Origin of the sequence: Caulobacter sp. UNC279MFTsu5.1 (assembly GCF_900114015.1) — a bacterium.
In the GTDB taxonomy this organism is placed as follows: domain Bacteria; phylum Pseudomonadota; class Alphaproteobacteria; order Caulobacterales; family Caulobacteraceae; genus Caulobacter.
This window is the reverse complement of the sequence record NZ_FORN01000015.1, coordinates 79,308-99,207: the sequence shown is the minus strand read 5'-3', so window position 1 is coordinate 99,207 and position 19,900 is coordinate 79,308. Positions and strand designations below refer to the sequence as shown.

The window sequence follows — 19,900 nt, the reverse complement described above, 5'->3', positions numbered from 1 at the left end:
AAAATCTGAACACCGACATTCCGCCGCGTCACGAACTGCGCGGCCATGCAGTGGGGACACGCCTTTGACGACTAAACTCCTTCGCGAGCGCCTGCTGGCGTCTTCGATGATCTGCGGCGTGGCCGCGACCCTGTTCGCCGCCAGCCAGGCCGCCGCTCAGACCGCGGCGCCGGCCGCTCCCGCCGACCAGACCGAGGTCGAGGAGATCGTCGTCACCGGTTCGCTGTTCCGTCGCACCGACACCGAGACTCCTTCGCCGGTCACGGTGATGACCTCCCAGAACCTGCAACGCGCCGGCATGACGACGGCGACGGACGCGATCCGTTCGGTCTCGGCCGACGGCGCCGGCTCGATCGGCACCGGCTTCCAGAGCGGCTTCAGCGCCGGCGGATCGGCCGTCTCGCTGCGCGGCCTGGGCGTCTCCTCGACCCTGGTGCTGGTCGACGGCCTGCGCTCGGCCAACTTCCCGATCAATGACGACGGCCACAACGCCTATGTCGACCTGAACTCGATCCCGTTCAGCCTGATCGACCGTATCGAAGTCCTCAAGGACGGCGCCTCATCGAGCTACGGCGCGGACGCCATCGGCGGCGTCGTCAACCTGATCCTCAAGAAGCAGTTCGAAGGGATTTCGGGCAGCGCCGAATTCGGCCAGAGCCAGGAACGCGACGCGCGCCATCAGCGCTTCGACCTGACCCTGGGCTATGGCGACTACGCCGAGAAGGGCTGGAACTTCTATGTCAACGGCGAGTACCAGAAGGACGGTCGCGTCACCAGCCACAGCCGCGGCTTCCCCTACAACACCCAGGATCTGCGCCCGATCGGCGGCCTGGACAACAACACCGCCGACAGCTCGCTGACGACCGCCACGCCGACCGCGGTCGTCGTGCGCACCACCCAAAGCGACCTGAATAATCCACTGTCGGGCGGCGTGCAGCCTTTCCCCGACGGCACCTATATCGACTCCAAGGGAGCCACCCAGCCCTACAGCAACTACACGTCGCTCGGCCTGGGAACCTGCCTGGCCGGGACCTACACCTCCACCAGCGGCGGCTCGCGCGGCACGGGTTGCAAGTATGATCTGGTGGATCTCTACAACCAGATCCAGCCGAAGCAGGAGCGCTACGCACTCAACGGTCGCCTGAGCTTCAAGCTCGGAGAGAACGTCGAAGGCTACGTTGCCGGCAGCTATTCGTACGACTTCGTCAGTATCAAGAACCAGCCGCGCGCCCTGCGCAACACCCAACCCTTCGGCGGGTCAGCGAGCCTGGCCTCGACCAACCCCGGCATCGTGCTGCCGGTCTGGATCTGCACCTCGGGCGCAAACTGCGCCGACCCGACGGCGGCGGGCCGTCGCCTGAACCCGAACAACCCCTATGCCGCAACCTTCGCTGGCGATCCGTCGAACGGCGCGGCCCGCATCTACTACCTGTTTGGCGACATTCCGGCCGGCAGCGACCGCACCAATGAAGTCTACCGCGGCACCGCGGGCTTGAAGGGCGACTTCGGCGGCGACTGGAACTGGCGCATCGACGCCGTCGCCGCCCGCGACAACCTGAAGATCGAGCAGTACGGCTTCCTGAACATCGCCAACCTGCTGAAGTCGATCAACACCGGCAGCTACGACTTCGTGAACCCGGGCAACAACACCCAGACGGTCCGCGATTTCATCTCGCCGACCGTGACCACGCCGTCGCACTCGACGATGTACTCGCTGGACGCCTCCATCACCAAGGAGCTGTGGGAGCTGCCGGGCGGGACCATGCAGCTGGCCGTCGGCGGCCAGGTTCGCAAGGAAGAACTGGTCAACAACAACCAGAATGCCAAGCTGAACACCTATTCGCTGACCACCTCGTCGGCGTTCGGCAAGCACACCGTCACGGCCGGCTATTTCGAAGTGCTGGCGCCGGTCCTGGACCAGCTTGAGATCAACGCCTCGGGCCGCTACGACCACTATTCGGAAGGCTTCAGCCACTTCTCCCCGAAGATCGGCGCGAAGTACACGCCGCTGCGTCAACTGGCGTTCCGCGGCACCTACTCCAAGGGTTTCCGGGCCCCGACCTTCGCGGAATCGGGCGCGCGCAGCCAATATGCCGGCTTCTCGACCTTCACCCCGCCGGAAACCTTCCAAAACGCCCACGGCGGCCTGACGGCGCCGCCGACCAGCAATACCAACCCCTACGCCCAGGCCTATTCGCTGGGCGGCGGTTATGTTGGCAACCCGGACCTGAAGCCGGAAAAATCGCGCAGCTTCACCGTGGGCGTGATCGCCGAGCCGACCCCGTGGCTCAGCCTGACCGTCGACTATTACGACGTGAAGAAGTCCGACCTGATCGTGGCTGGTCCTCTGCTGTCCAAGGCCCGCAACGCCTATTACACGGGCACCGACGTCACCAGCGCCTGCGCCGCCGTGGCGGCCGTGGGCCCGGGCTATTCGTGCAACCTGGTCGACGCCATCGACCCGCTATTCCCGACCGCCCTGCCCCGCGTGCTGATCATCAACGCGCCGTTCGTGAACGCCGACTTCTCCAAGACCTCGGGCGTGGACTTCTCGGCGACGGCCAAGGCCAACCTGCCGTTCGACGCCAAGCTGACCAGCCGCGTCGAGGTCACCCACGTGCTGAAGTACGATCTGCACACCTCCGGCGGTGTGCAGAAGTACGCTGGCACGCTGGGCCCGTATCAGCTGTCTTCGGGCAACGGCACGCCCGACTGGCGCGGCAACTGGCAGAATACGGTCGAGTGGGGTCGCTACAGCCTGTCGGCCACCGCCTACTATGTCGGCAAGATCAAGTCGGTGGCCGCTGACCAGCGGACCAGCACCGACTGCGTCACCGCCAACCAGTACGCGACCGGCGACAAGGTCCTGGGCCAGCGATTCTGCTATATCAAGAAGTTCGTCAACGTCGACCTGAACGGCACGGCGCAGATCACCGACTCGGTCCAGGTCTACGGCCACGTCGGCAACCTGTTCGACGAAAAGGCCCCGGTCGCGCCGGGCGCCTATGCCAGCGCCCCGAACTTCCTGACCACCTTCCACTATCCCGGCCTGATCGGCCGGACCTTCAAGGTCGGCGTGCGCTTCACCTACTAAGCGCTTCGACTGGAAAGATGGGCGGGCCGGTTCCGAAAGGAGCCGGCCCTTTTCTTTTGGCCGTTCGCCGCGCCGCGACACCCCGCCGCAACCGAACCACGCTCGGCGAGCACGGTTTGTTATCCACGGCCCCCGCAAGCTCGACCTCATAAACGGGGAGAGCATCCATGCAGAAGCAGCGGATCGTCGAAGTCGAACACGTCGAAGACCACATCGTCGCCTTTCCAGCGCCCCGCGCGCGGCCCGAACTGAGGCTGGCCGACGCCAGCGACATGTCGGTCGTCGGTCCGGCCCGCCGCCTGCAGAACGACCTGGCCCGCGCCTTCGCGGCCGACGCCGGCTGGTCGGTGAAGCGCACCGTGATCGTCGGCGGCGTGTTCCACGCCGTGGTGCTGGGCGCGCTGGCCATGGCGGCCAGCAATTTCATCCCGCACATCGGGCTCTAAACTCGCGTAGCTAGGCCCGGACTGGATCCAGGACCCGCGACAGGACCTGCCGCAGGGTCGCCGCCTGGAACGGCTTTTCGACCCAGTCGTCCATCCCGGCGGCCCGGCAGGCCGCGCGCTCGGCGTCCGAGACGCCGGCGGTGACGGCAATCACCGGGGTGGCGCTGTTGGGCCCTTGGGCGCGCAGGCGGCGCGTGGCCTCCAGCCCGTCCAGGCCCGGCATGTTGACGTCCATCAGGATGACGTCGAAGTGCCGCTCGCCCGCCAGGACTAGGCCGGCCTCGCCGTCGCTCGCCAGTTCGACGCGCACGCCCAGGGCGTCCAGGATGTGGCTCAGGAGCCGCCGGTTGACCTCGTGATCGTCGACCACCAGGGCCATGGGCGACCGGTCGAAGGCGCCCAGAGGGGCCGAAAGCGGCGCGAGAAGCGGCTCGGCGACGACTGGCGCGGCCCCTGTCGTCATCGGCAGGACCAGTTGGAAGATCGCGCCGCCCTGCGGCGGTGAACGCACGGTCAGATCCCCGCCCATCAGCCGCGCCAGGTCCCGGCTGATCGACAGGCCCAGGCCTGTCCCGCCGAACGTGCGCGCGGTGTCGGGTCCCAGTTGATCATAGGCCGTGAACAGCCGCGCCATCTGATCGGGCGACAGGCCCGGCCCGGTGTCGGACACCTCGACGGCCAACCGCCAGGCGTCGGCCCACTGCTCGGCCGAGACGCTCACCGCAACCTGGCCCAGCGGCGTGAACTTGATGGCGTTGGACAGCAGGTTGTTGAGCACCTGCCGGATGCGCACCGGGTCGCCGCGCAGCCAGTCGGGCAGGTCCCGCTCGCCGGTCAGGTCCAGCGTCAGCCCCTTGGCTTCCGCCTCGTCGCGCCAGAAGCGTACGGTTTCGCCGATCAGCGGTCCCGGCGCGAAGTCCAGGATCTCGACGCTCATCCGCCCGGCCTCGATCTTCGAGAAGTCCAGCAGATCGTTGAGCAGCGAGCGCATCATCGCTCCGGCGTCGGCGATCAGGGCGGCCTTGTCGCGAGCCCGCGCGTCGCCGGCCTCGCGCGCCAGGTCGCCGGCCCCGCCGAGGATGGCGCTCAGCGGCGTGCGCAGCTCATGGCTGACCATGGCCACGAAGGCCGACTTGGCGGCGGTCTGGGCCTCGGCGAGCCGCCGCGCCGACCGCTCGGCCTCGAAGGTCCGACGCGACCAGGCGAACACCAGGCCCAGCACCAGCGTGAACAGGGCGACGCCCACCAGGTAATAGGGCGCCAGCGGATCGTGGCGCGTCGCCGCCGTCAGCGGCAGGATGAACATGTAGGTCATGTGCGGCGTCGCCGCCGCCACGAAGGCCGCCACGCAACCCTCCGCGCCCATCAGGGCCGTCAGCACCGAACCGGAGACCAGGACGACGGCCGAGGCCGTCGCCACCGGCGTCCCCATCGCCCAGATCGGCAGCGCGGCCCAGCCGAACACCACGGCCAACAGCACGTCGGTCGCCAGGGTGAGGGCCACCGCCCGTCCCGGTTCGGCGCGGGCGAGGAAATAGCGCAGGGCCTGCTGCTCGGCGATCTGGGCGGCGATGCAAGCCGCGGCCCAGGGGGCCAGGAAGCTCAGGGCCGGCCGCCAGGCCATGACGACGACGATGACCAGGATGACGAACAGGCGCAGGGGAATCTGGCGCCGATGGGAAATCGCGGCGGGCCTGTAGGCCGCCGCCAGCTCGTCCCAGGCCACACGCATACGCTACGCCCCCGCCGACCGCCGGACACCAGGAGGGGCCAGCCCTCCCGCGCCCTTAGTCCGGCTTGGGCGCGCGGCGCACTTCGACCACACGAACCCGGGTTCCGTCCAGCACCAAGGCCAGCTCGCCGCGCTTGATCTTCAGGGCGTCGGACCCGAAGGCCTCCAGCCGCCAGCCCTTCAGGGCCGGCATGTTGGCCTCGTCGTCGGCGGCGATCTTCTCCAGGTCCGAGACCGTGGCGATCAGCTTGGAGGCCACGCCGGCCTCCTCGGCGCGGGCCTTGAGCAGCACCTTCAGCAGCTCGACCACCGCCCCCGCCGAGGCGGGCGGCGGCGGGCCGGCCTTCTCCAGCACCGGCGCATAGCCTTCCGGATCGGCCAGGGCGGCCTTGATCGCGGCCAGGAGGTCGGGGCCGAACTTGGAGCCGCCGAAGCCCTTGGGCACGCTGCGCAGGGTGTTGAGGCCCTCCAGCGAGGTCGGGGCCTGGGTGGCCAGCTCGTCGATGGCCTCGTCCTTGAGGATGCGGCCGCGCGGCTGGTCGCGGGTCTGCGCGGTGCGCTCGCGCCAGGCGGCCACGGCCTTGAACACCGCCAAGTACTTGGCCGCGGTCTTGCGCGGACGCAGGCGGCGCCAGGCCTTTTCCGGATCGACGTCGTAGGCGGCTGGGTCGTTCAGCGCCTTCATCTCCTCCTCCACCCAGGCCAGGCGGCCGGCCTTGTCCAGGCGGTCGCGCAGGATGGGGAACAGGGTCGCCAGGTGGGTGACGTCGGCGATGGCGTAGGTCAGCTGGTTGTCGCTCAGCGGCCGGCGGGCCCAGTCGGTGAAGCGGCTGGACTTGTCCAGCTCGATCTTCAGCATCTGGCGCACCAGGGCGTCGTAGGCGATCTGCTCGCCGAACCCGGCGGCCATGCCGGCCACCTGGGTGTCGAACAGCGGCGTGGGCATGGCGTCGAGATTGTTGAAGATCTCGACGTCCTGGCGGGCGGCGTGGAACACCTTCAGGATCGAGGGATCGCGCAGCACGTCCAGCAGCGGCGCCAGGTCCAGGCCGTCGGCCAGCGGGTCGATGCAGGCTTCGGTGTCCGGCGAGGCCACCTGGATCAGGCACAGCTTGGGCCAGTAGGTGGTTTCGCGCATGAACTCGGTGTCCACGGCGATGAAGGGCTGGCCCTTCAACTCATTACAGAACGCCGCCAGCTCGGCGGTAGTGGTGATCGTCGTCATCGGCTGCTAATAGCCTCGCGCACCCCCGAGTCTGCAAGCTAAAGCATGAGTTGGGCGTCAACTTTTCCTTGTCTAAACGGTCCCTTGGGTCGTTTTCCATCCAGAGCGAGCGCATGAGCGACCAGCAGAACGGCCTCACCTACGCCCAGGCCGGCGTCGATATCGACGCCGGGAACGCCCTGGTCGAGGCGATCAAGCCCCTGGCCAAGGCCACCCGGCGTCCCGGCGCCGAGGCGGGATTGGGCGGTTTCGGCGCCCTGTTCGACCTGAAGGCGGCCGGCTACGACGACCCGCTGCTGGTCTCCACCACCGACGGCGTCGGCACCAAGCTGCGCATCGCCATCGACACCGGCATGCACGCCACGGTCGGGATCGACCTGGTGGCCATGTGCGTCAACGACCTGCTGGCCCAGGGCGCCGAGCCGCTGCTGTTCCTCGACTATTTCGCCACCGGCAAGCTGGACGTGGCGACCGCCACCAGCGTGGTGGCCGGCATCGCCGACGGCTGCAAGCTGGCCGGCGCGGCCCTGGTGGGCGGCGAGACGGCCGAGATGCCGGGCATGTACGGCGACGGCGAATACGACCTGGCCGGCTTCTCGGTCGGGGCGGTCGAGCGCGACGGCGTGCTGCCCAAGCTGGACAGGCAGCGGGCCGGCGACCTGATCATCGGCGTCGGCTCGTCGGGCCCGCACTCCAACGGCTACAGCCTGGTGCGCCGCGTGGTCGAGCGTTCGGGCCTGGCTTGGGACGCCCCGGCCCCGTTCGCGGAAGGCAAGACGCTGGCGCAGGCCCTGATGGCCCCGACCCGCATCTATGTGAAGTCGATCTTGCCCCTGCTGCAGTCGGGCCGGGTCAAGGGCGGCGCTCATATCACCGGCGGCGGTCTGATCGAGAACCCGCCGCGCTGCATCGCCGAGGGTCTGGTCCCTGAGTTCGACTGGAACGCCTGGCCCCTGCCGCCGGTCTTCGACTGGCTGCAGCGCGAAGGCGGCATCACCGACCACGAGCTGCGCCGCACCTTCAACTGCGGCGTCGGCTTCATCCTGGTGGTCGCCGCCAGCGACGCCGAGCCGGTGCTGGCGGCCCTGCTGAACGCGGGCGAAGACGCGTTCATCTGCGGGCAGCTGGTTCAGGCGTGAGCAGGATCAAAGTCGCCGTCCTGATCTCGGGCCGGGGCTCCAACATGGAGGCCCTGGTCCGGGCCGCCCAGGATCCCGCCTGCCCGTTCGAGATCGCCCTGGTGCTGTCGAACAAACCCGAGGCCGGGGGCCTGGTCTCGGCCGCCGCCGCCGGGATCGAGGCCTTGGCCGTCGACCAGAAGGCCTACGGCAAGGACCGCGAGGCCCACGAGCGGGCCATCGACGCCGCCCTGCGCGCGCGCGGGATCCAGGTCGTGGCCCTGGCCGGCTACATGCGCATCCTGACGCCGTTCCTGGTGAACGCCTGGGAAGGCCGGATGCTGAATATCCACCCTTCCCTGCTGCCCGCCTATCCCGGCCTGGACACCCATGGCCGCGCCCTGAGGGCCGGAGAGGTCGAGGCCGGCTGCACGGTTCACCTGGTCACCGCCGGCGTCGACGAAGGTCCGATCCTCGGCCAGGCCCGCGTGCCGATCCTGCCGGGCGACACCGAGCACATGCTCAGCGACCGCGTGCTGGAGCAGGAGCACCAGCTCTATCCGGACATCCTGGCGGCGTTCGCGCGCGGGCTCTGAACGCCCGAACTTGCACGAGAGCGAACTTTCGGCCGACGGAGCGCCGTGAAAAGCGGCTCTCGTTGCGCCCGGTGGCGGCGCCCCACTCCAAGCTGCGGCCCCGTCGCCCTCCGAAATTGACGCAACCTCGGTTGCGGATCCTCCTGGGAGCGCTCTCGCGGGAGAGATCGGGCCTGGCCCGGCGCTGAAGGCGAAACCGCCCCGGAAACGCTCAAGCAGAAGGACCGCGACGGCCTCGAAACGCTGGAAAGCAGGGCGCGTCTGCGTGCGCCCTCGCCGAAGGAGCAAGGCGGTCCCGCATCGCTGAATCTCTCAGGCGCCAAGGACAGCGGGGGTGCGGAAGGCGGGCCATGACGGTTCGTCACGACACTCCTTGGCTGCCGATGACCTGAATTCACGCCCTCGCGACCACTTTTCAAACGTTCGCCCGACCTCAACACGATCACCTATGCGGTTTTCGTGAGATGCTCATTGACACTAGCAATATAGATCATTTTCGATGTTCATAATTTATACATGCATGCATAGCGCTTGAACCCTATTTTATATTGTTGCCGCGAGCAGCTTTTCTGAATTTACCGCGATAGACGAACCGTCGAGCTTGGCCCCAGTCAAAAGATTGGGGATAGTCATGACGAACACTCGCCTTGCGCCGGCCTCGCGCCATTTCCGGGCCCTGCTGCTGGCCGCCTCGGTGCTGGGGGGCGCGACGCCCGCCCTGGCCCAGGAGGCCGACAAGGCCTCGACCGTCGATGAACTGGTGGTGACCGGGGCCAGGGTGTCCGAGGCCAGCGTCGCCATCGGCACGGACCACGCCACCGCCACGGTCTCGATCACTCGCGAGGCCCTGCTGTCCGCGCCGGCCGGGGTCACGGGCCTGAAAATGCTGGAGTCCTTGCCCGGCTTCAACGTCCAGGCCAACGACGCCCTGGGCATGTACGAGTTCGGCAACTCGGTCTCGGTGCGGGCCTTCAACTTCCAGCAGATCGGCTTCCTGCTGGACAACATCCCGATGGGCCGTAGCGACCAGTTCGGCGGCAGCCCGATCTATCGCTATGTCGACAACGAGAACCTGTTGCGGGTGACGGCCTCGGCCGGGGCCGGCGACGTCTCCCTGCCCAGCTACGCCTCGCTGGGGCCGATCGTCGACTACTTCACCCAGAAGCCGTCCCAGACCGCCGGCGGCTCGGTCAGCCAGACCCTGGGCAGCGACAGCCTGCGCCGCTCCTTCCTGCGCCTGGAGACCGGCGAGCACGCCGGCTTCTCGGCCTACGCCAGCGCCTCGATCATCAAGGGCGACCTGTGGCGCGGCCCGGGCACGATCGACCGCAAGCACTACGAGGGCAAGATCAACTACGCCTTGCCCAATGGCGGGAACATCAGCTTCCAGACCGTGCACAACGACTATTTCGACTATGACAGCCCGTCGATCACCAAGGCCCAGTACGCCGGGACGGCCGGCGACGTGTTCGGCCGCAAGGGGCGCGACTTCGCCTATCTGGGCTACGTGCCGACCGGCCTGGCGCCGGCCGTGGCCACGGTCCACGGCGCCAGCGTCACGGGGCCGCTCTATTCCAACGCCAACTACGCCCAGTACTACAAGTTCGCGGTGAACAGCCGGCAGGACCACCTCTATGGCCTGACCCTGAACACCCCGATCACCGACGCGATCGACCTGACCACGACCGCCTACTATGAAGACAAGGAGGGTTACGGCGTCTCGCCCGAGGCCTGGGGAACCTCGATCGCCAGCCATACCGCCGAGGTCGACGCCGGGCTGACGGGCCTGACCGCGCCCAAGGGCATCCAGTACGGCCTGTCGGGCATCGACGGCACGCGCAAGGGCGTCACCGGCAAGGTCGCCTGGCGCGCCGGCTTCAACAAGCTCGAGGCCGGTCTTTGGCTGGAGGACGACGACTATCACCGCACTCAGGCGCGCTACAACGTGCAGAATGGCAACCCCGACGGCGCGCCGCTGTTCAACGAGCCCGTCCACCGGCAGCGCAACTATGTCTCGACCCGCCAGACCGCCCAATTCTTCGTCAAGGACACGCTGAGCCTGGTCGACGACCGCCTGAAGGTCGAGCTAGGCTTCAAGGCCACCGACATCGACTACAAGATCAGCGGCTATCGCAATCCGGCCGACTACATCAACAAGCGCCAGCCGACCCTGAAGGCCAACTGGAAGGACGATTTCTTGCCGCAGGTCGGGGCCGTCTACAACCTCAATAGCCGCGACCAGATCTTCTCGTCCTATTCGGAGAACATGGCCCTGCCCCGCGGCGCCGACGACGTGTTCTCGGCGGCCAGCCCGACGGTGGCCGGTCCCAAGCCGGAGACCTCCAAGAACCTGGAACTGGGCTATCGCGCCAACCGCCCCACCTTCAACGCCTCGTTCGTGGTCTACAAGACCGAGTTCAAGAACCGGCTGCAGCAGTTCAACGCCGAGGTTCCCGGCAGCACCACCCTGGAGAGCTTCTATCAGAACGTCGGGGCGGTGAAGGCGTCGGGCGCCGAGTTCAGCGGCCAGTGGAAACCCGACCTGCTGGGCGGCAAGATCTATTTCAACGCCAACCTGTCGTACAACAAGTCGGAATTCCAGGACAACGTCCTGAACTACAGGTCCAGCGCCACGGCCGCGCCGATCACCCTGCAGACCAAGGGCAAGTCGGTGCCGGACTTCCCCGAATGGCTGTTCCAGGGCGGGGTGACGGTCGAGCCGACGGATGGCTTCGTGTTCAACGTCTCGGCCCGCCACATCGACGACCGCTACACCAACTTCGTCAACTCCGAGGCCACCAAGGGCTACACGATCGTCAACGCCTATCTCGACCTGGGCGACGGCTTCGCCGCCGGGCCGTTCGAGCAGGTCAAGGCGCGGGTCAATGTCGATAACATCTTCGACAAGGACTATCTGGGCACGATCAGCACCACGGTGAACACTCCGGCCAGCTTCCGGCCCGGCTCGCACCGGACGATCCAGTTCACTCTCTCCGCCGACTTCTAGGTCCAAGTTCCGGCCGCTTCCGAGAGGGAGCGGCCGGACAGCGTTCGAGTACATCCATGACCCGATCCTTCCTGCTGGCCGCCGTATCGGCCCTGGCGCTCGCCACCTCGTCCCAGGCCGCCGAGACCGCCGCCTCGGCCCGCCAGATCCACGAGAGCCTGCTGACCCTCGACACCCACCTGGACACCCCCGCCAATTTCGGTCGCCCCGGCTGGGACATCCTGGACCGCCACGACGCGGCCAAGGACGGCTCGCAGATCGACTATCCGCGCATGGTCGAGGGCGGGCTGGATGGCGGCTTCTTCGCTATCTACACGCCCCAGGGGCCGCGCACGCCGGAGGCCACCCGCGCCGCCCGGGACGCGGCCCTGATCCGCGGCGTCGAGATCCGCGAGATGGTGGCCAAGCACGGCGACAAGTTCGCCCTGGCGCTGAAGGCCGACGACGCCGCGGCGATCGCCGCCCAGGGCAAGCGCGTCGTGTTCATGAGCATCGAGAACAGCTATCCGATCGACGGCGACGTCACCCTGCTGTCCAGCTTCTACGCGATGGGCGTGCGGATCTCGGGCCTGGCCCACTTCAAGAACAACGACATGGCCGACAGCTCGACCGACAAGCCCGAGTGGCATGGCCTGTCGCCGCTGGGGAAGCAGTTCGTGGCCGAGGCCAACCGGCTGGGCGTGGTTCTGGACGGCTCGCACTCGTCCGACGAGGTGCTGGACCAGTTGATCGCCCTGTCCAAGACCCCGGTGATTCTGACCCATTCGGGCTGCAAGGCGGTGTTCGATCATCCGCGCAATGTCGACGACGCCCGGCTCAAGGCCCTGGCCGACAGCGGCGGGGTGATCCAGGTCGACGCCTATTCCAGCTATCTGATCGACACCCCCAAGAACCCCGAGCGCGAAGCCGCCATGGCCGCCCTGATGGCCAAGGTCGGGGCGCGCAACAAGATGACCGAAGAGCAGCGCGCCGCCTTCATGGCCGAGCGCAACGCCATCGACGCCAGGTGGCCGGTCAGGAAGGCGACGTTCGACGACTTCATGAACCACCTGAACCACGCCTTGAAGGTGGCCGGGGTCGATCACGTGGGGATCGGCATCGATTTCGACGGCGGCGGCGGGGTCACCGGCCTGGAGGACGCCTCCGACTACTGGAAGATCTCCCAGGCCCTGCTGGCCGAGGGCTACACCAAGGCCGACCTGGAGAAGATCTGGAGCGGCAATGTCCTGCGCCTGCTGCGGGCGGCCGAGGCGGCCAAGGCGTCGGCGGGGTGAGAGGGACCTGAGTCCTGGGTCTTCGCTGCGCTTCGCCCGGGATGACAACCGGGAGGCGCGCATGGAGGGCAAGGCCTAGATGGCCCGCCGCTCCCGCCAGGCCTTGGCGGCGGCCAGGACCGCGACCAGCGCCGCCGCCGCCCACAGGGCCAGGACGCCGACCCGCAGATAGGCCGCCGCGCCCAGGGCGCCGCCGAGGCAGAGGCCCGCCCACAGCAGGGCGTAGGGCCCCCAGGCCCAATGATCGCCGCCGGTCAGGGCGGCGGCGATCCGCTGGCCGGCCTTGACCAGGGCCCCGGTCATGTAGGTCAGCCCGACCCCGACGTCGCCGTTGCGCTGGAACACCGCGTTCTCCGCGCCCATGGCCAGGACCATGGCCGCGACTCCCGCCGAATCGAAGCCGGCCGAGATCAGGGCGGCGGCGGAGGCCAGCAGCGCCGCCTCCAGCGCCAGGACCGCCGAGCGTCGCTCCTCGCCCGCCTTGCGCGCGACCAGCGCCCCCAGCACCACGCCGGCGACGAACAGGCCGACCAGCATCAGGGCCGTGCGGACCATCGCCCACTGGCCGGTGGCGATGCCCACGCCCAGCCGGGTGGAGTTGCCGCTCATGAACGAGACGAAGAACCCGCCCAGCTTCAGGAAGCCGATGGCGTCGACATAGCCCGCCACGCCTGACAGTCCGGCCGCCAGGGCGACGTCGCGGCGGCGATAGTCCTTCATGTGCTTTGCCCCAGCTTCGACGCGACCGATCGTCACCGATCCGGGGCGGCCTGCGCAAACAAAAAGGCCGGCGGATCGCTCCGCCGGCCTCCTGCTGTCGACAAGGCGAAAGCCTTAGCCAACGATCTCTTCGTCCTTGAAGAACTGGGCGATTTCGATGCCCGCGTTTTCCAGGCTGTCCGAACCGTGGACCGAGTTCTCGCCGATCGACAGGGCGAACAGCTTGCGGATCGTGCCTTCGTCGGCGTTGTCGGGGTTGGTGGCGCCCATCACTTCGCGGTACTTGGCCACGGCATTGTCGCCTTCCAGCACCTGGACGACCACCGGCTCGGCGGTCATCTGGGCGACCAGTTCGCCGTAGAACGGGCGCTCGGCGTGGACTTCGTAGAACTTCTTGGCTTGCGCCTCGCTCAGCTTCACGCGGCGTTGGGCCACGATGCGCAGACCGGCTTCTTCGATGACGGCGTTGATCTTGCCGGTCAGGTTGCGACGCGTGGCGTCAGGCTTGATGATCGAGAAGGTGCGTTCGGTCATGATCCGAAAATCTCACAGAGAAAGTTTGTCGATTGGGAGGTTGCGGGCTTATAGCCGGGCGCCTCCTCCCCGCCAACCCGCCGCGTAACCTTAAAATCAAATGCTCCAGATCAACGACCTGACCTTCGACGCCTGGGGGCGGCGGTTCTTCGACCACGCCAGCGTGAGCCTGCCGCCCGGCGCCAAGGTCGGGCTGATCGGCCGCAACGGCGTGGGCAAGTCCACCCTCTTCAAGCTGATCCTGGGCCATCTGCAGGCCGGCGACGACGAGATCAGCCTGCCCAAGAGCGCCCGCGTCGGCTCGGTGGATCAGGAGCACCCGGCCACGCCCTTCACCCTGCTGGAGACGGTGCTGGAGGCCGACGAGGAGCGCCACGGCCTGCTGACGCGCCTGGAGACCGCCGAACCCGAGGAGATGGGCGAGATCTGGGCCCGACTGATCGAGATCGACGCCGACGCGGCGCCGGCCAAGGCGTCGGAAATCCTGGTGGGCCTGGGCTTCACCCAGGACGACCTGGCCCGGCCGATGGCCGAGTTCTCCGGCGGCTGGCGGATGCGCGTGGCCCTGGCCGCGGCGCTGTTCGCCGAGCCGGACATGTTGCTGCTGGACGAACCGACCAACTATCTGGACCTGGAAGGCGCCCTGTGGCTGGAGGCCCGCCTCCAGAAGTACCCGCACACCGCCCTGATCGTCAGCCACGACCGCGAGCTGCTCAACAACAGCTGCACCCACATGCTGCACCTGGCGGGCGGTAAGCTGGAACTCTACACCGGCGGCTACGACGACTTCGAGAAGCGCCGCGCCGAGAAGGCCCGCTTGCAGCTGTCGGCCAAGGCCAAGCAGGACGCCGAGCGCGCCCACCTGCAGGCCTTCGTCGACCGCTTCAAGGCCAAGGCTTCCAAGGCCGCCCAGGCCCAGTCGCGGATGAAGCGCCTGGCCAAGATGGAGCCGGTGGCGACCACGATCGAGGAGCGCGTCGCGCCCTTCACCCTGCCCTCGCCGCCGCGCCCCCTGCCCCCGCCGCTGATCAGGCTGGAGAAGGCCAATGTCGGCTACGAGCCGGGCCGCTCGATCCTCAGGAACCTCAACCTGCGCATGGACCTGGACGACCGCATCGGCCTGCTGGGCGTCAACGGCGCGGGCAAGTCGACCTTCGCCAAGATGATCGCCGGGGCGCTGGGCGTGCAGTCGGGCGAGTTCCATCGCGACCGCAAGATGAAGGTCGGCTGGTTCCACCAGCACCAGATCGAGGCGATGGACCCCGAGGACACCCCGCTGGAGATTATCCGCCGGGCCATGCCGGACGCTTCGGAAAGCTCGCGCCGCTCGCGCCTGGCCCAGTTCGGCCTGGGCTTCGAAAAGCAGGAAACCAAGGTCGAGAGCCTGTCGGGCGGCGAGCGCGCCCGCCTGCTGCTGAACCTGGTGGCGATGGACGCCCCGCACATGCTGATCCTCGACGAGCCGACCAACCACCTGGATATCGACTCGCGCCGGGCCCTGCTGGACGCCCTGAACGACTACGAAGGCGCGGTGATCCTGATCACCCACGACCGCTCGCTGATGGAGCTGGTGGCCGACCGCCTGTGGCTGGCCGCCGACGGCACGGTCAAGCCGTTCGACGGCGACATGGACGACTACGCCAAGTTCGTGCTCGACCGCGCCAAGCAGGCGGTGAAGCCGACCCAGGTGGCGCGTGAACCGGCCAAGGCCGAGCCCGCCGCCCCGGCCAAGAAGACCGTCGCCATCGAGCCGCTCAAGCGCAAGATCGAGGCCGCCGAGCAGGTCGTCACCCGCCAGACCCGGCAGGTCGCGGAGCTGGACGCCCAACTGGCCGACCCGCAGCTCTACAAGAACCCGACCAAGGTCGCCGAGCTGACCAAGCGCCGCGACAACGCCAAGGCCAAGCTGGATGAGGCCGAGGCGACCTGGATGGGGTTGGCGGAGGAGTTGGCCGAGGCCGAGGCCTGAGGCCTACTTCCCCGCGAAGAAGGCCTGGCGCAGGGCGACGGACTTGATCTGGCCGGCGGCGATGCGCTGGCGCTTCAAGGTCTTGCGCAGAGTTGCCTGGCCGCCGAGGCCCTGGGCGTAGCGGCGGGCCGCGTCCTGGGCCAGGGCGTCCAGCGCCGCCGGCGTCACCCCGTCCTCGCCATAGTCGAACACCTCCCGAGGCGGGCCGATCAGCCGGCAGTCGCCGGGGGACCGCCGCAGCAGCACCCCGACCTTGTCGGCCTCGACCGCGGGTTCGTCGCCCGCCCGCTCCACCAGCTCGCCGCCGACGACCAGGAACTCGCCCGCCGTGGTGCTGGCGTTGCCGGTCTGGGCGAACACCCACAGCCGCCGGTCCCAGCGGGCGTTGGCCAGGGCCGGACAGGCCTGGACCAGATCGGCGGGCGCAGCGGCGAACCGCGCCTCGGCGGGCAGCTTCAGGCCTAGCAGGGGGTCGATGGAGGGCTGGGCCGGCGGCCGGGCCGCGACCGGGCCAGCCGCCAGGCTGGCCAGCAGGGCGAGGATCGCGATCCGCACCTCAGCGCCTGTAGATCACGTAGCTGGGCTTTTCGCTGCGATAGGCCGGCCCCGGCCAGAACGCCTCCTGGACGAAGTCGGAGATCCAGTTGGCGCCGTCATAGCCCTGGATGTGCCCGGCGGCGCTGCTGCTGGGGTTCTGGATCACCGCGACGTCGCCGACCTCCAGTTTGAAGCCGTCGGAAGCCACGCCCTTGCTGACTGCGTCGCCGGAGACGAAACGCGCCACGGCGGTGAAGCCGCGCGCCTCCAGATAGGGGCCGTAGTCCTTGGCCTGGCGCGGATTGGGCCCGGTGGCCATGCCGGCGGCCTCGAGAGCGATTCGCACGTACTTGGCGCACTGGCCGCTGCCGTAAGGCGGCAGGGCGCGCGTCTTCAGCGTGGCGGTGAACCGCGCCTTGTCGAAGTCCACGGACGCCAAAGCCGTCGCCTGATCACTCATCTTTGCTCTCCCTGAGGTGGCATGATGCTGGAGGGGCGTTTTCAGCTTGGCAACAGTCGATGTCGCTTTTTCGATCTCGTCAGCCAAGTTTGAGCTTGGCCATAACTTGACCGATACTCGAATTCATGGATTTCCGTCACCAAAGCTTGAGCATTCGGCAGGCCTTGTGACGGTATCGTCATGGTAAATGCGCCTAAACCACGTCTCTTATCCTTTACGTGACCCGGAGCGCTTATTCCTGTTCGCATGAGTTCAGGAACCGCATCCCGAAATCACATCGTCGCCAACCCGGAAGGCCTGTCGGCCGCCGCGGTGCTGGCGGCCTTCGGCGATTGGCTGGACCAGCGCCTGGCCGAGGCCATGCGGCTGGACATGGACCTGGCCTTCCGCGACCGCCCGTTCGACGTCGAGATCGGCCGCACGCCGCCCCTGGTCGGCTGGGAGCACCGCTATCTGCAGCCCGGCGCCCCGGCCCCGAAGGGCAAGATGTGGACGGTCTATCGGCTGCAGGATCAGAACGGCCGTCCCGCCGCCCTGCCCGTCCACGCCGACGACTACGCCGACACCCTGACGCCGCTGCTGGGCGAGCTGGGCTATCTGGGCGTGTTCGACGGCGAACCGGCGCTGTTTCCGGGCGTCGGCCGGCGGTAGTCCAGGCCGTCCCGCCTTGGATTCCGCTATTCAGGGAGTCCCTAACCGCACTTGACCTGCTGGACGACGCCGGAGTCGGCGTTGAACAGGATGTTCAGCCGGTCCGGGCGATAATCCATGGTCACCGGGCAGGTCGTGCAGGCCACCCGCCAGCGCGAGGGATCGACCGGGGCTGGCAGGTCGGTGCGGTTCTTGCCGACGAAGTCCTGGGCGTCCTTCAGGCCGCACTGGTCTTTTTCCGCCACGGGCGGCGCGGCGGGCAAGGCCACGGCCGGCGGCGCGGTCGGGGTGGTCGGCGGCGGCATGGGCGCAGGCTCGGGCGCGCCGGCGGAGCAGGCGGCCAGGACCAGGACGGCGCCGACCCACGCAAACCGCTTCATGCCTGCTTCTCCCAACCGCGTTCGGCGCCCTGGCGCCAGTACGACACGGGATGGCCCGCGCCCTTGAAGGCCTTCCACCGGCCCCGCGCCAGGCGCAGGGCCTCCTCGTCGCGGCCGTCGAACAACAGGATGCAGCGTTCGAAGGCCGAAAGATCGCCCGGCTCGGCCCCGTCGAGCAGGAACAACGCCCGGCCGCCGTTCGGGTTGTCCAACTTGTCGGTCAGCAGCACCGGCTGGCGGTCGGCCATCGGCTCGTCGTCCAGGCCGTGCGGCAGGAAGCTGTCGTCGCGCCAGGTCCACAGATGCGCGTCCAGCGCCCGCAGGCGGGCCGGATCGCCGCCGCGGACCAGGGCCCGCCAGCCACGCCCCAGGGTCTTCTCCAGCAGCCCGGGCAGCACCTCTTCCAAGGCGCTGCGCTCGAGATGGTAGAACCAGATGTCGCAGGGCGCGGCGGTCAAGGGCTAGCCTTCGTAGGCGTCGGCCACGAGGCGGTTCAGCAGCCGCACGCCGAAGCCGACCGCGCCGTCCGGGACGGTCGGATCGGTCGAGGGCTTCTTCCAGGCCACCGAGGCGATGTCCAGGTGGGCCCATGGTACGCCGTTGACGAACTTCTGCAGGAACAGCGCCGCGGTGATCGAACCGGCCGGCCGGCCGCCGATGTTCTTCATGTCGGCGATCGGGCTTTCGATCTGCTTCTCGTAGGACGCCGGCATCGGCATGCGCCACAGCGGCTCGCGCTCGGCCTTGCCGGCCGCGATAAGTTTCTCAGACAAGCCGTCGTTATTGCTGAACAAACCGCCCAAGTCGTGACCCAGGGAGATGATGATCGCGCCGGTCAGGGTGGCCAGGTCGACCATGAACTTGGGCTTGAAGCGGTCCTGGCAGTACCAGAGGGCGTCGGCCAGGACGAGCCGGCCCTCGGCGTCGGTGTTGATGACTTCGATGGTCTGGCCCGACATCGAGGTGACCACGTCGCCAGGGCGCTGGGCGTTGCCGTCGGGCATGTTCTCGACCAGGCCGAGAATGCCGATGGCGTTGACCCTGGCCTTGCGGCCGGCCAGGGCGTGCATGACGCCGGCCACGGCCGCCGCACCGCCCATGTCCCACTTCATGTCCTCCATGCCGTCGGCCGGCTTGATCGAGATGCCGCCGGTGTCGAAGCAGACGCCCTTGCCGACGAAGGCGACCGGCTGGGCCGACTTGTCCGACGCGCCCAGCCACTTGATGACCACCAGCTGGCTCTCGCGCCGGCTGCCCTGCCCCACGCCCAGCAGGCTGCCCATGCCCAGCTCGGCCATCTGCGCCTCGCCCAGGATCTCGACCTCCAGGCCCAGGGCCTCCAGGCCCTTCACGCGGGCGGCGAATTCCTCCGGGTGCAGGATGTTGGCCGGCTCGGAAACCAGGTCGCGGCTGAACAGGATCGCGTCGGCGACCGCCTCCAGCGCGACGAAGGCCCTGCGCGCCTTGGCGGGATCGGCGGCGGCCACCTTGACCACGCTGACCGATGGCTTCTTTTCGGCCTTCTCGGTCGTGCGGTACCGGTCGAAACGATAGGCCGCCAGCTTGACGCCGAAGGCCGCGCGGGCGGCCGTCTCGGCGTCGCCGCCGCCCAGCTTCAGCACCAGCTCGGTGACGCCCGAAGCTTTCAGGGCCTGGAAGGCGTGGCCGGCGGCCAGCTCGACCGCCTCGGGCTCGAACGCGCCGTCGCCGTCGACGCCGACCAGCAGGACGCGGGCGGCCTCCAGCCCGGCGGGGGCGATCAGGTCCAGAGTCTGGCCCTTGGCGCCGGTGAAGCGGCCGCCGGCGACGGCGCGGGCCAGGGCCCCGCCGGTCGCCTCGTTGACGGCCTTGGCCTCCGGCGACAGGGCGGCGGCTTCATAGGCCAGGACGGCCAGGGCGGCGTTGGCGCCGGCCTGGGTGTCGGCGGTGACGAACTCGATACGCATGACGCGCTCCTGATAACCGATGGAGCCCTAGCAGGACCTTCAGCTCGCTGGATTGACGCAAACCTGAACCGAAGAAAAGCACCAATCGTCGAGGGCGTCGGCCCGCCGGCCAACGAATGCCGGCGACCGCCACTTTCACGCCTGACTTGAGCGGTTGTGCGCACGCGAACACGCCGTGTAGAAGGGACCCTTCCTTGGGGGCGCGCCGCGC

The 19,900-nt window shown here is 68.3% G+C and carries 17 protein-coding genes and 1 riboswitch; of the genes, 8 read left to right on the top strand and 9 right to left on the bottom strand.

Annotation, left to right across the window (positions count from 1 at the left end; all coding sequences use genetic code 11):
- Positions 1-64 precede the first annotated feature (64 nt).
- Both BM066_RS11005 and BM066_RS11000 read left to right on the top strand, forming a co-directional pair.
- Positions 65-3,094, top strand: a complete 3,030-nt coding sequence (locus tag BM066_RS11005) for a TonB-dependent receptor plug domain-containing protein (RefSeq protein WP_255367551.1) — start codon at positions 65-67, stop codon at positions 3,092-3,094.
- A 167-nt stretch (positions 3,095-3,261) separates the two neighbouring features.
- A complete protein-coding gene (locus BM066_RS11000) occupies positions 3,262-3,540 on the top strand; it encodes a hypothetical protein (RefSeq protein WP_018061762.1) in 279 nt (92 codons plus the stop codon).
- 10 nt (positions 3,541-3,550) lie between these two features.
- Here the strand turns inward: BM066_RS11000 and BM066_RS10995 are convergent, their stop codons facing one another.
- Positions 3,551-5,272: an ATP-binding protein gene (locus BM066_RS10995; RefSeq protein WP_018061761.1), complete on the bottom strand. Its 1,722-nt coding sequence runs from the start codon at positions 5,270-5,272 to the stop codon at positions 3,551-3,553.
- Positions 5,273-5,327: 55 nt separating this feature from the next.
- On the bottom strand, positions 5,328-6,497 hold the full coding sequence (rnd, locus tag BM066_RS10990; protein WP_089927543.1) for a ribonuclease D: 1,170 nt from the start codon (positions 6,495-6,497) through the stop codon (positions 5,328-5,330).
- Between the two features lie 113 nt (positions 6,498-6,610).
- Here rnd and purM point away from each other — a divergent pair, with 113 nt between their 5' ends.
- From purM to BM066_RS10965, 4 genes are all read left to right on the top strand, one after another.
- Complete coding sequence (gene purM / locus BM066_RS10985; RefSeq protein WP_018061759.1) at positions 6,611-7,636, top strand: phosphoribosylformylglycinamidine cyclo-ligase; 1,026 nt, start codon at positions 6,611-6,613, stop codon at positions 7,634-7,636.
- Positions 7,633-8,211, top strand: coding sequence for a phosphoribosylglycinamide formyltransferase (gene purN / locus BM066_RS10980; RefSeq protein WP_018061758.1), 579 nt, complete (start codon positions 7,633-7,635; stop codon positions 8,209-8,211). The genes purM and purN overlap by 4 nt, the downstream gene beginning before the upstream one ends.
- Before the next feature lie 233 nt (positions 8,212-8,444).
- Positions 8,445-8,550, top strand: a riboswitch (glycine riboswitch).
- A gap of 280 nt (positions 8,551-8,830) precedes the next feature.
- A complete protein-coding gene (locus tag BM066_RS10970) occupies positions 8,831-11,218 on the top strand; it encodes a TonB-dependent receptor (RefSeq protein ID WP_049801070.1) in 2,388 nt (795 codons plus the stop codon).
- A 56-nt stretch (positions 11,219-11,274) separates the two neighbouring features.
- Complete coding sequence (locus BM066_RS10965) at positions 11,275-12,492, top strand: dipeptidase (RefSeq protein ID WP_018061756.1); 1,218 nt, start codon at positions 11,275-11,277, stop codon at positions 12,490-12,492.
- A 75-nt stretch (positions 12,493-12,567) separates the two neighbouring features.
- Here BM066_RS10965 and BM066_RS10960 read toward each other — a convergent pair whose 3' ends face one another.
- On the bottom strand, positions 12,568-13,212 hold the full coding sequence (locus BM066_RS10960; protein WP_018061755.1) for a YoaK family protein: 645 nt from the start codon (positions 13,210-13,212) through the stop codon (positions 12,568-12,570).
- A 114-nt stretch (positions 13,213-13,326) separates the two neighbouring features.
- Entirely contained in the window at positions 13,327-13,746 is a 420-nt protein-coding gene (gene ndk, locus BM066_RS10955) for a nucleoside-diphosphate kinase (protein ID WP_018061754.1), read from the bottom strand.
- A 100-nt stretch (positions 13,747-13,846) separates the two neighbouring features.
- Here ndk and BM066_RS10950 point away from each other — a divergent pair, with 100 nt between their 5' ends.
- A complete protein-coding gene (locus BM066_RS10950) occupies positions 13,847-15,715 on the top strand; it encodes an ABC-F family ATP-binding cassette domain-containing protein (protein WP_089927540.1) in 1,869 nt (622 codons plus the stop codon).
- Between the two features lie 3 nt (positions 15,716-15,718).
- On the opposite strand, the gene BM066_RS26415 is transcribed toward BM066_RS10950, so the two are convergent.
- Together BM066_RS26415 and BM066_RS10940 are read right to left on the bottom strand one after the other, a co-directional pair.
- Positions 15,719-16,270 carry a hypothetical protein gene (locus tag BM066_RS26415; protein WP_089927537.1) on the bottom strand — a complete coding sequence of 184 codons (552 nt, stop codon included), beginning with the start codon at positions 16,268-16,270 and terminating at the stop codon, positions 15,719-15,721.
- A gap of 1 nt (position 16,271) precedes the next feature.
- On the bottom strand, positions 16,272-16,712 hold the full coding sequence (locus BM066_RS10940) for a hypothetical protein (RefSeq protein WP_089927534.1): 441 nt from the start codon (positions 16,710-16,712) through the stop codon (positions 16,272-16,274).
- 246 nt (positions 16,713-16,958) lie between these two features.
- On the opposite strand from BM066_RS10940, the gene BM066_RS10935 reads away from it, so the two are divergent.
- The gene (locus BM066_RS10935) at positions 16,959-17,363 is read left to right on the top strand and encodes a hypothetical protein (protein ID WP_089927530.1); all 405 of its coding nucleotides are present in this window, start codon (positions 16,959-16,961) and stop codon (positions 17,361-17,363) included.
- A 41-nt stretch (positions 17,364-17,404) separates the two neighbouring features.
- Here BM066_RS10935 and BM066_RS10930 read toward each other — a convergent pair whose 3' ends face one another.
- From BM066_RS10930 to BM066_RS10920, 3 genes are read right to left on the bottom strand one after another with little or no spacing between them, the layout of a single operon-like run.
- A complete protein-coding gene (locus BM066_RS10930) occupies positions 17,405-17,743 on the bottom strand; it encodes a peptidase inhibitor I78 (RefSeq protein ID WP_177218434.1) in 339 nt (112 codons plus the stop codon).
- Complete coding sequence (locus tag BM066_RS10925; protein ID WP_089927524.1) at positions 17,740-18,201, bottom strand: DNA polymerase III subunit chi; 462 nt, start codon at positions 18,199-18,201, stop codon at positions 17,740-17,742. The genes BM066_RS10930 and BM066_RS10925 overlap by 4 nt, the downstream gene beginning before the upstream one ends.
- Positions 18,202-18,204: 3 nt before the next feature.
- On the bottom strand, positions 18,205-19,689 hold the full coding sequence (locus tag BM066_RS10920) for a leucyl aminopeptidase (RefSeq protein WP_089927520.1): 1,485 nt from the start codon (positions 19,687-19,689) through the stop codon (positions 18,205-18,207).
- Between the last annotated feature and the right edge of the window lie 211 nt (positions 19,690-19,900).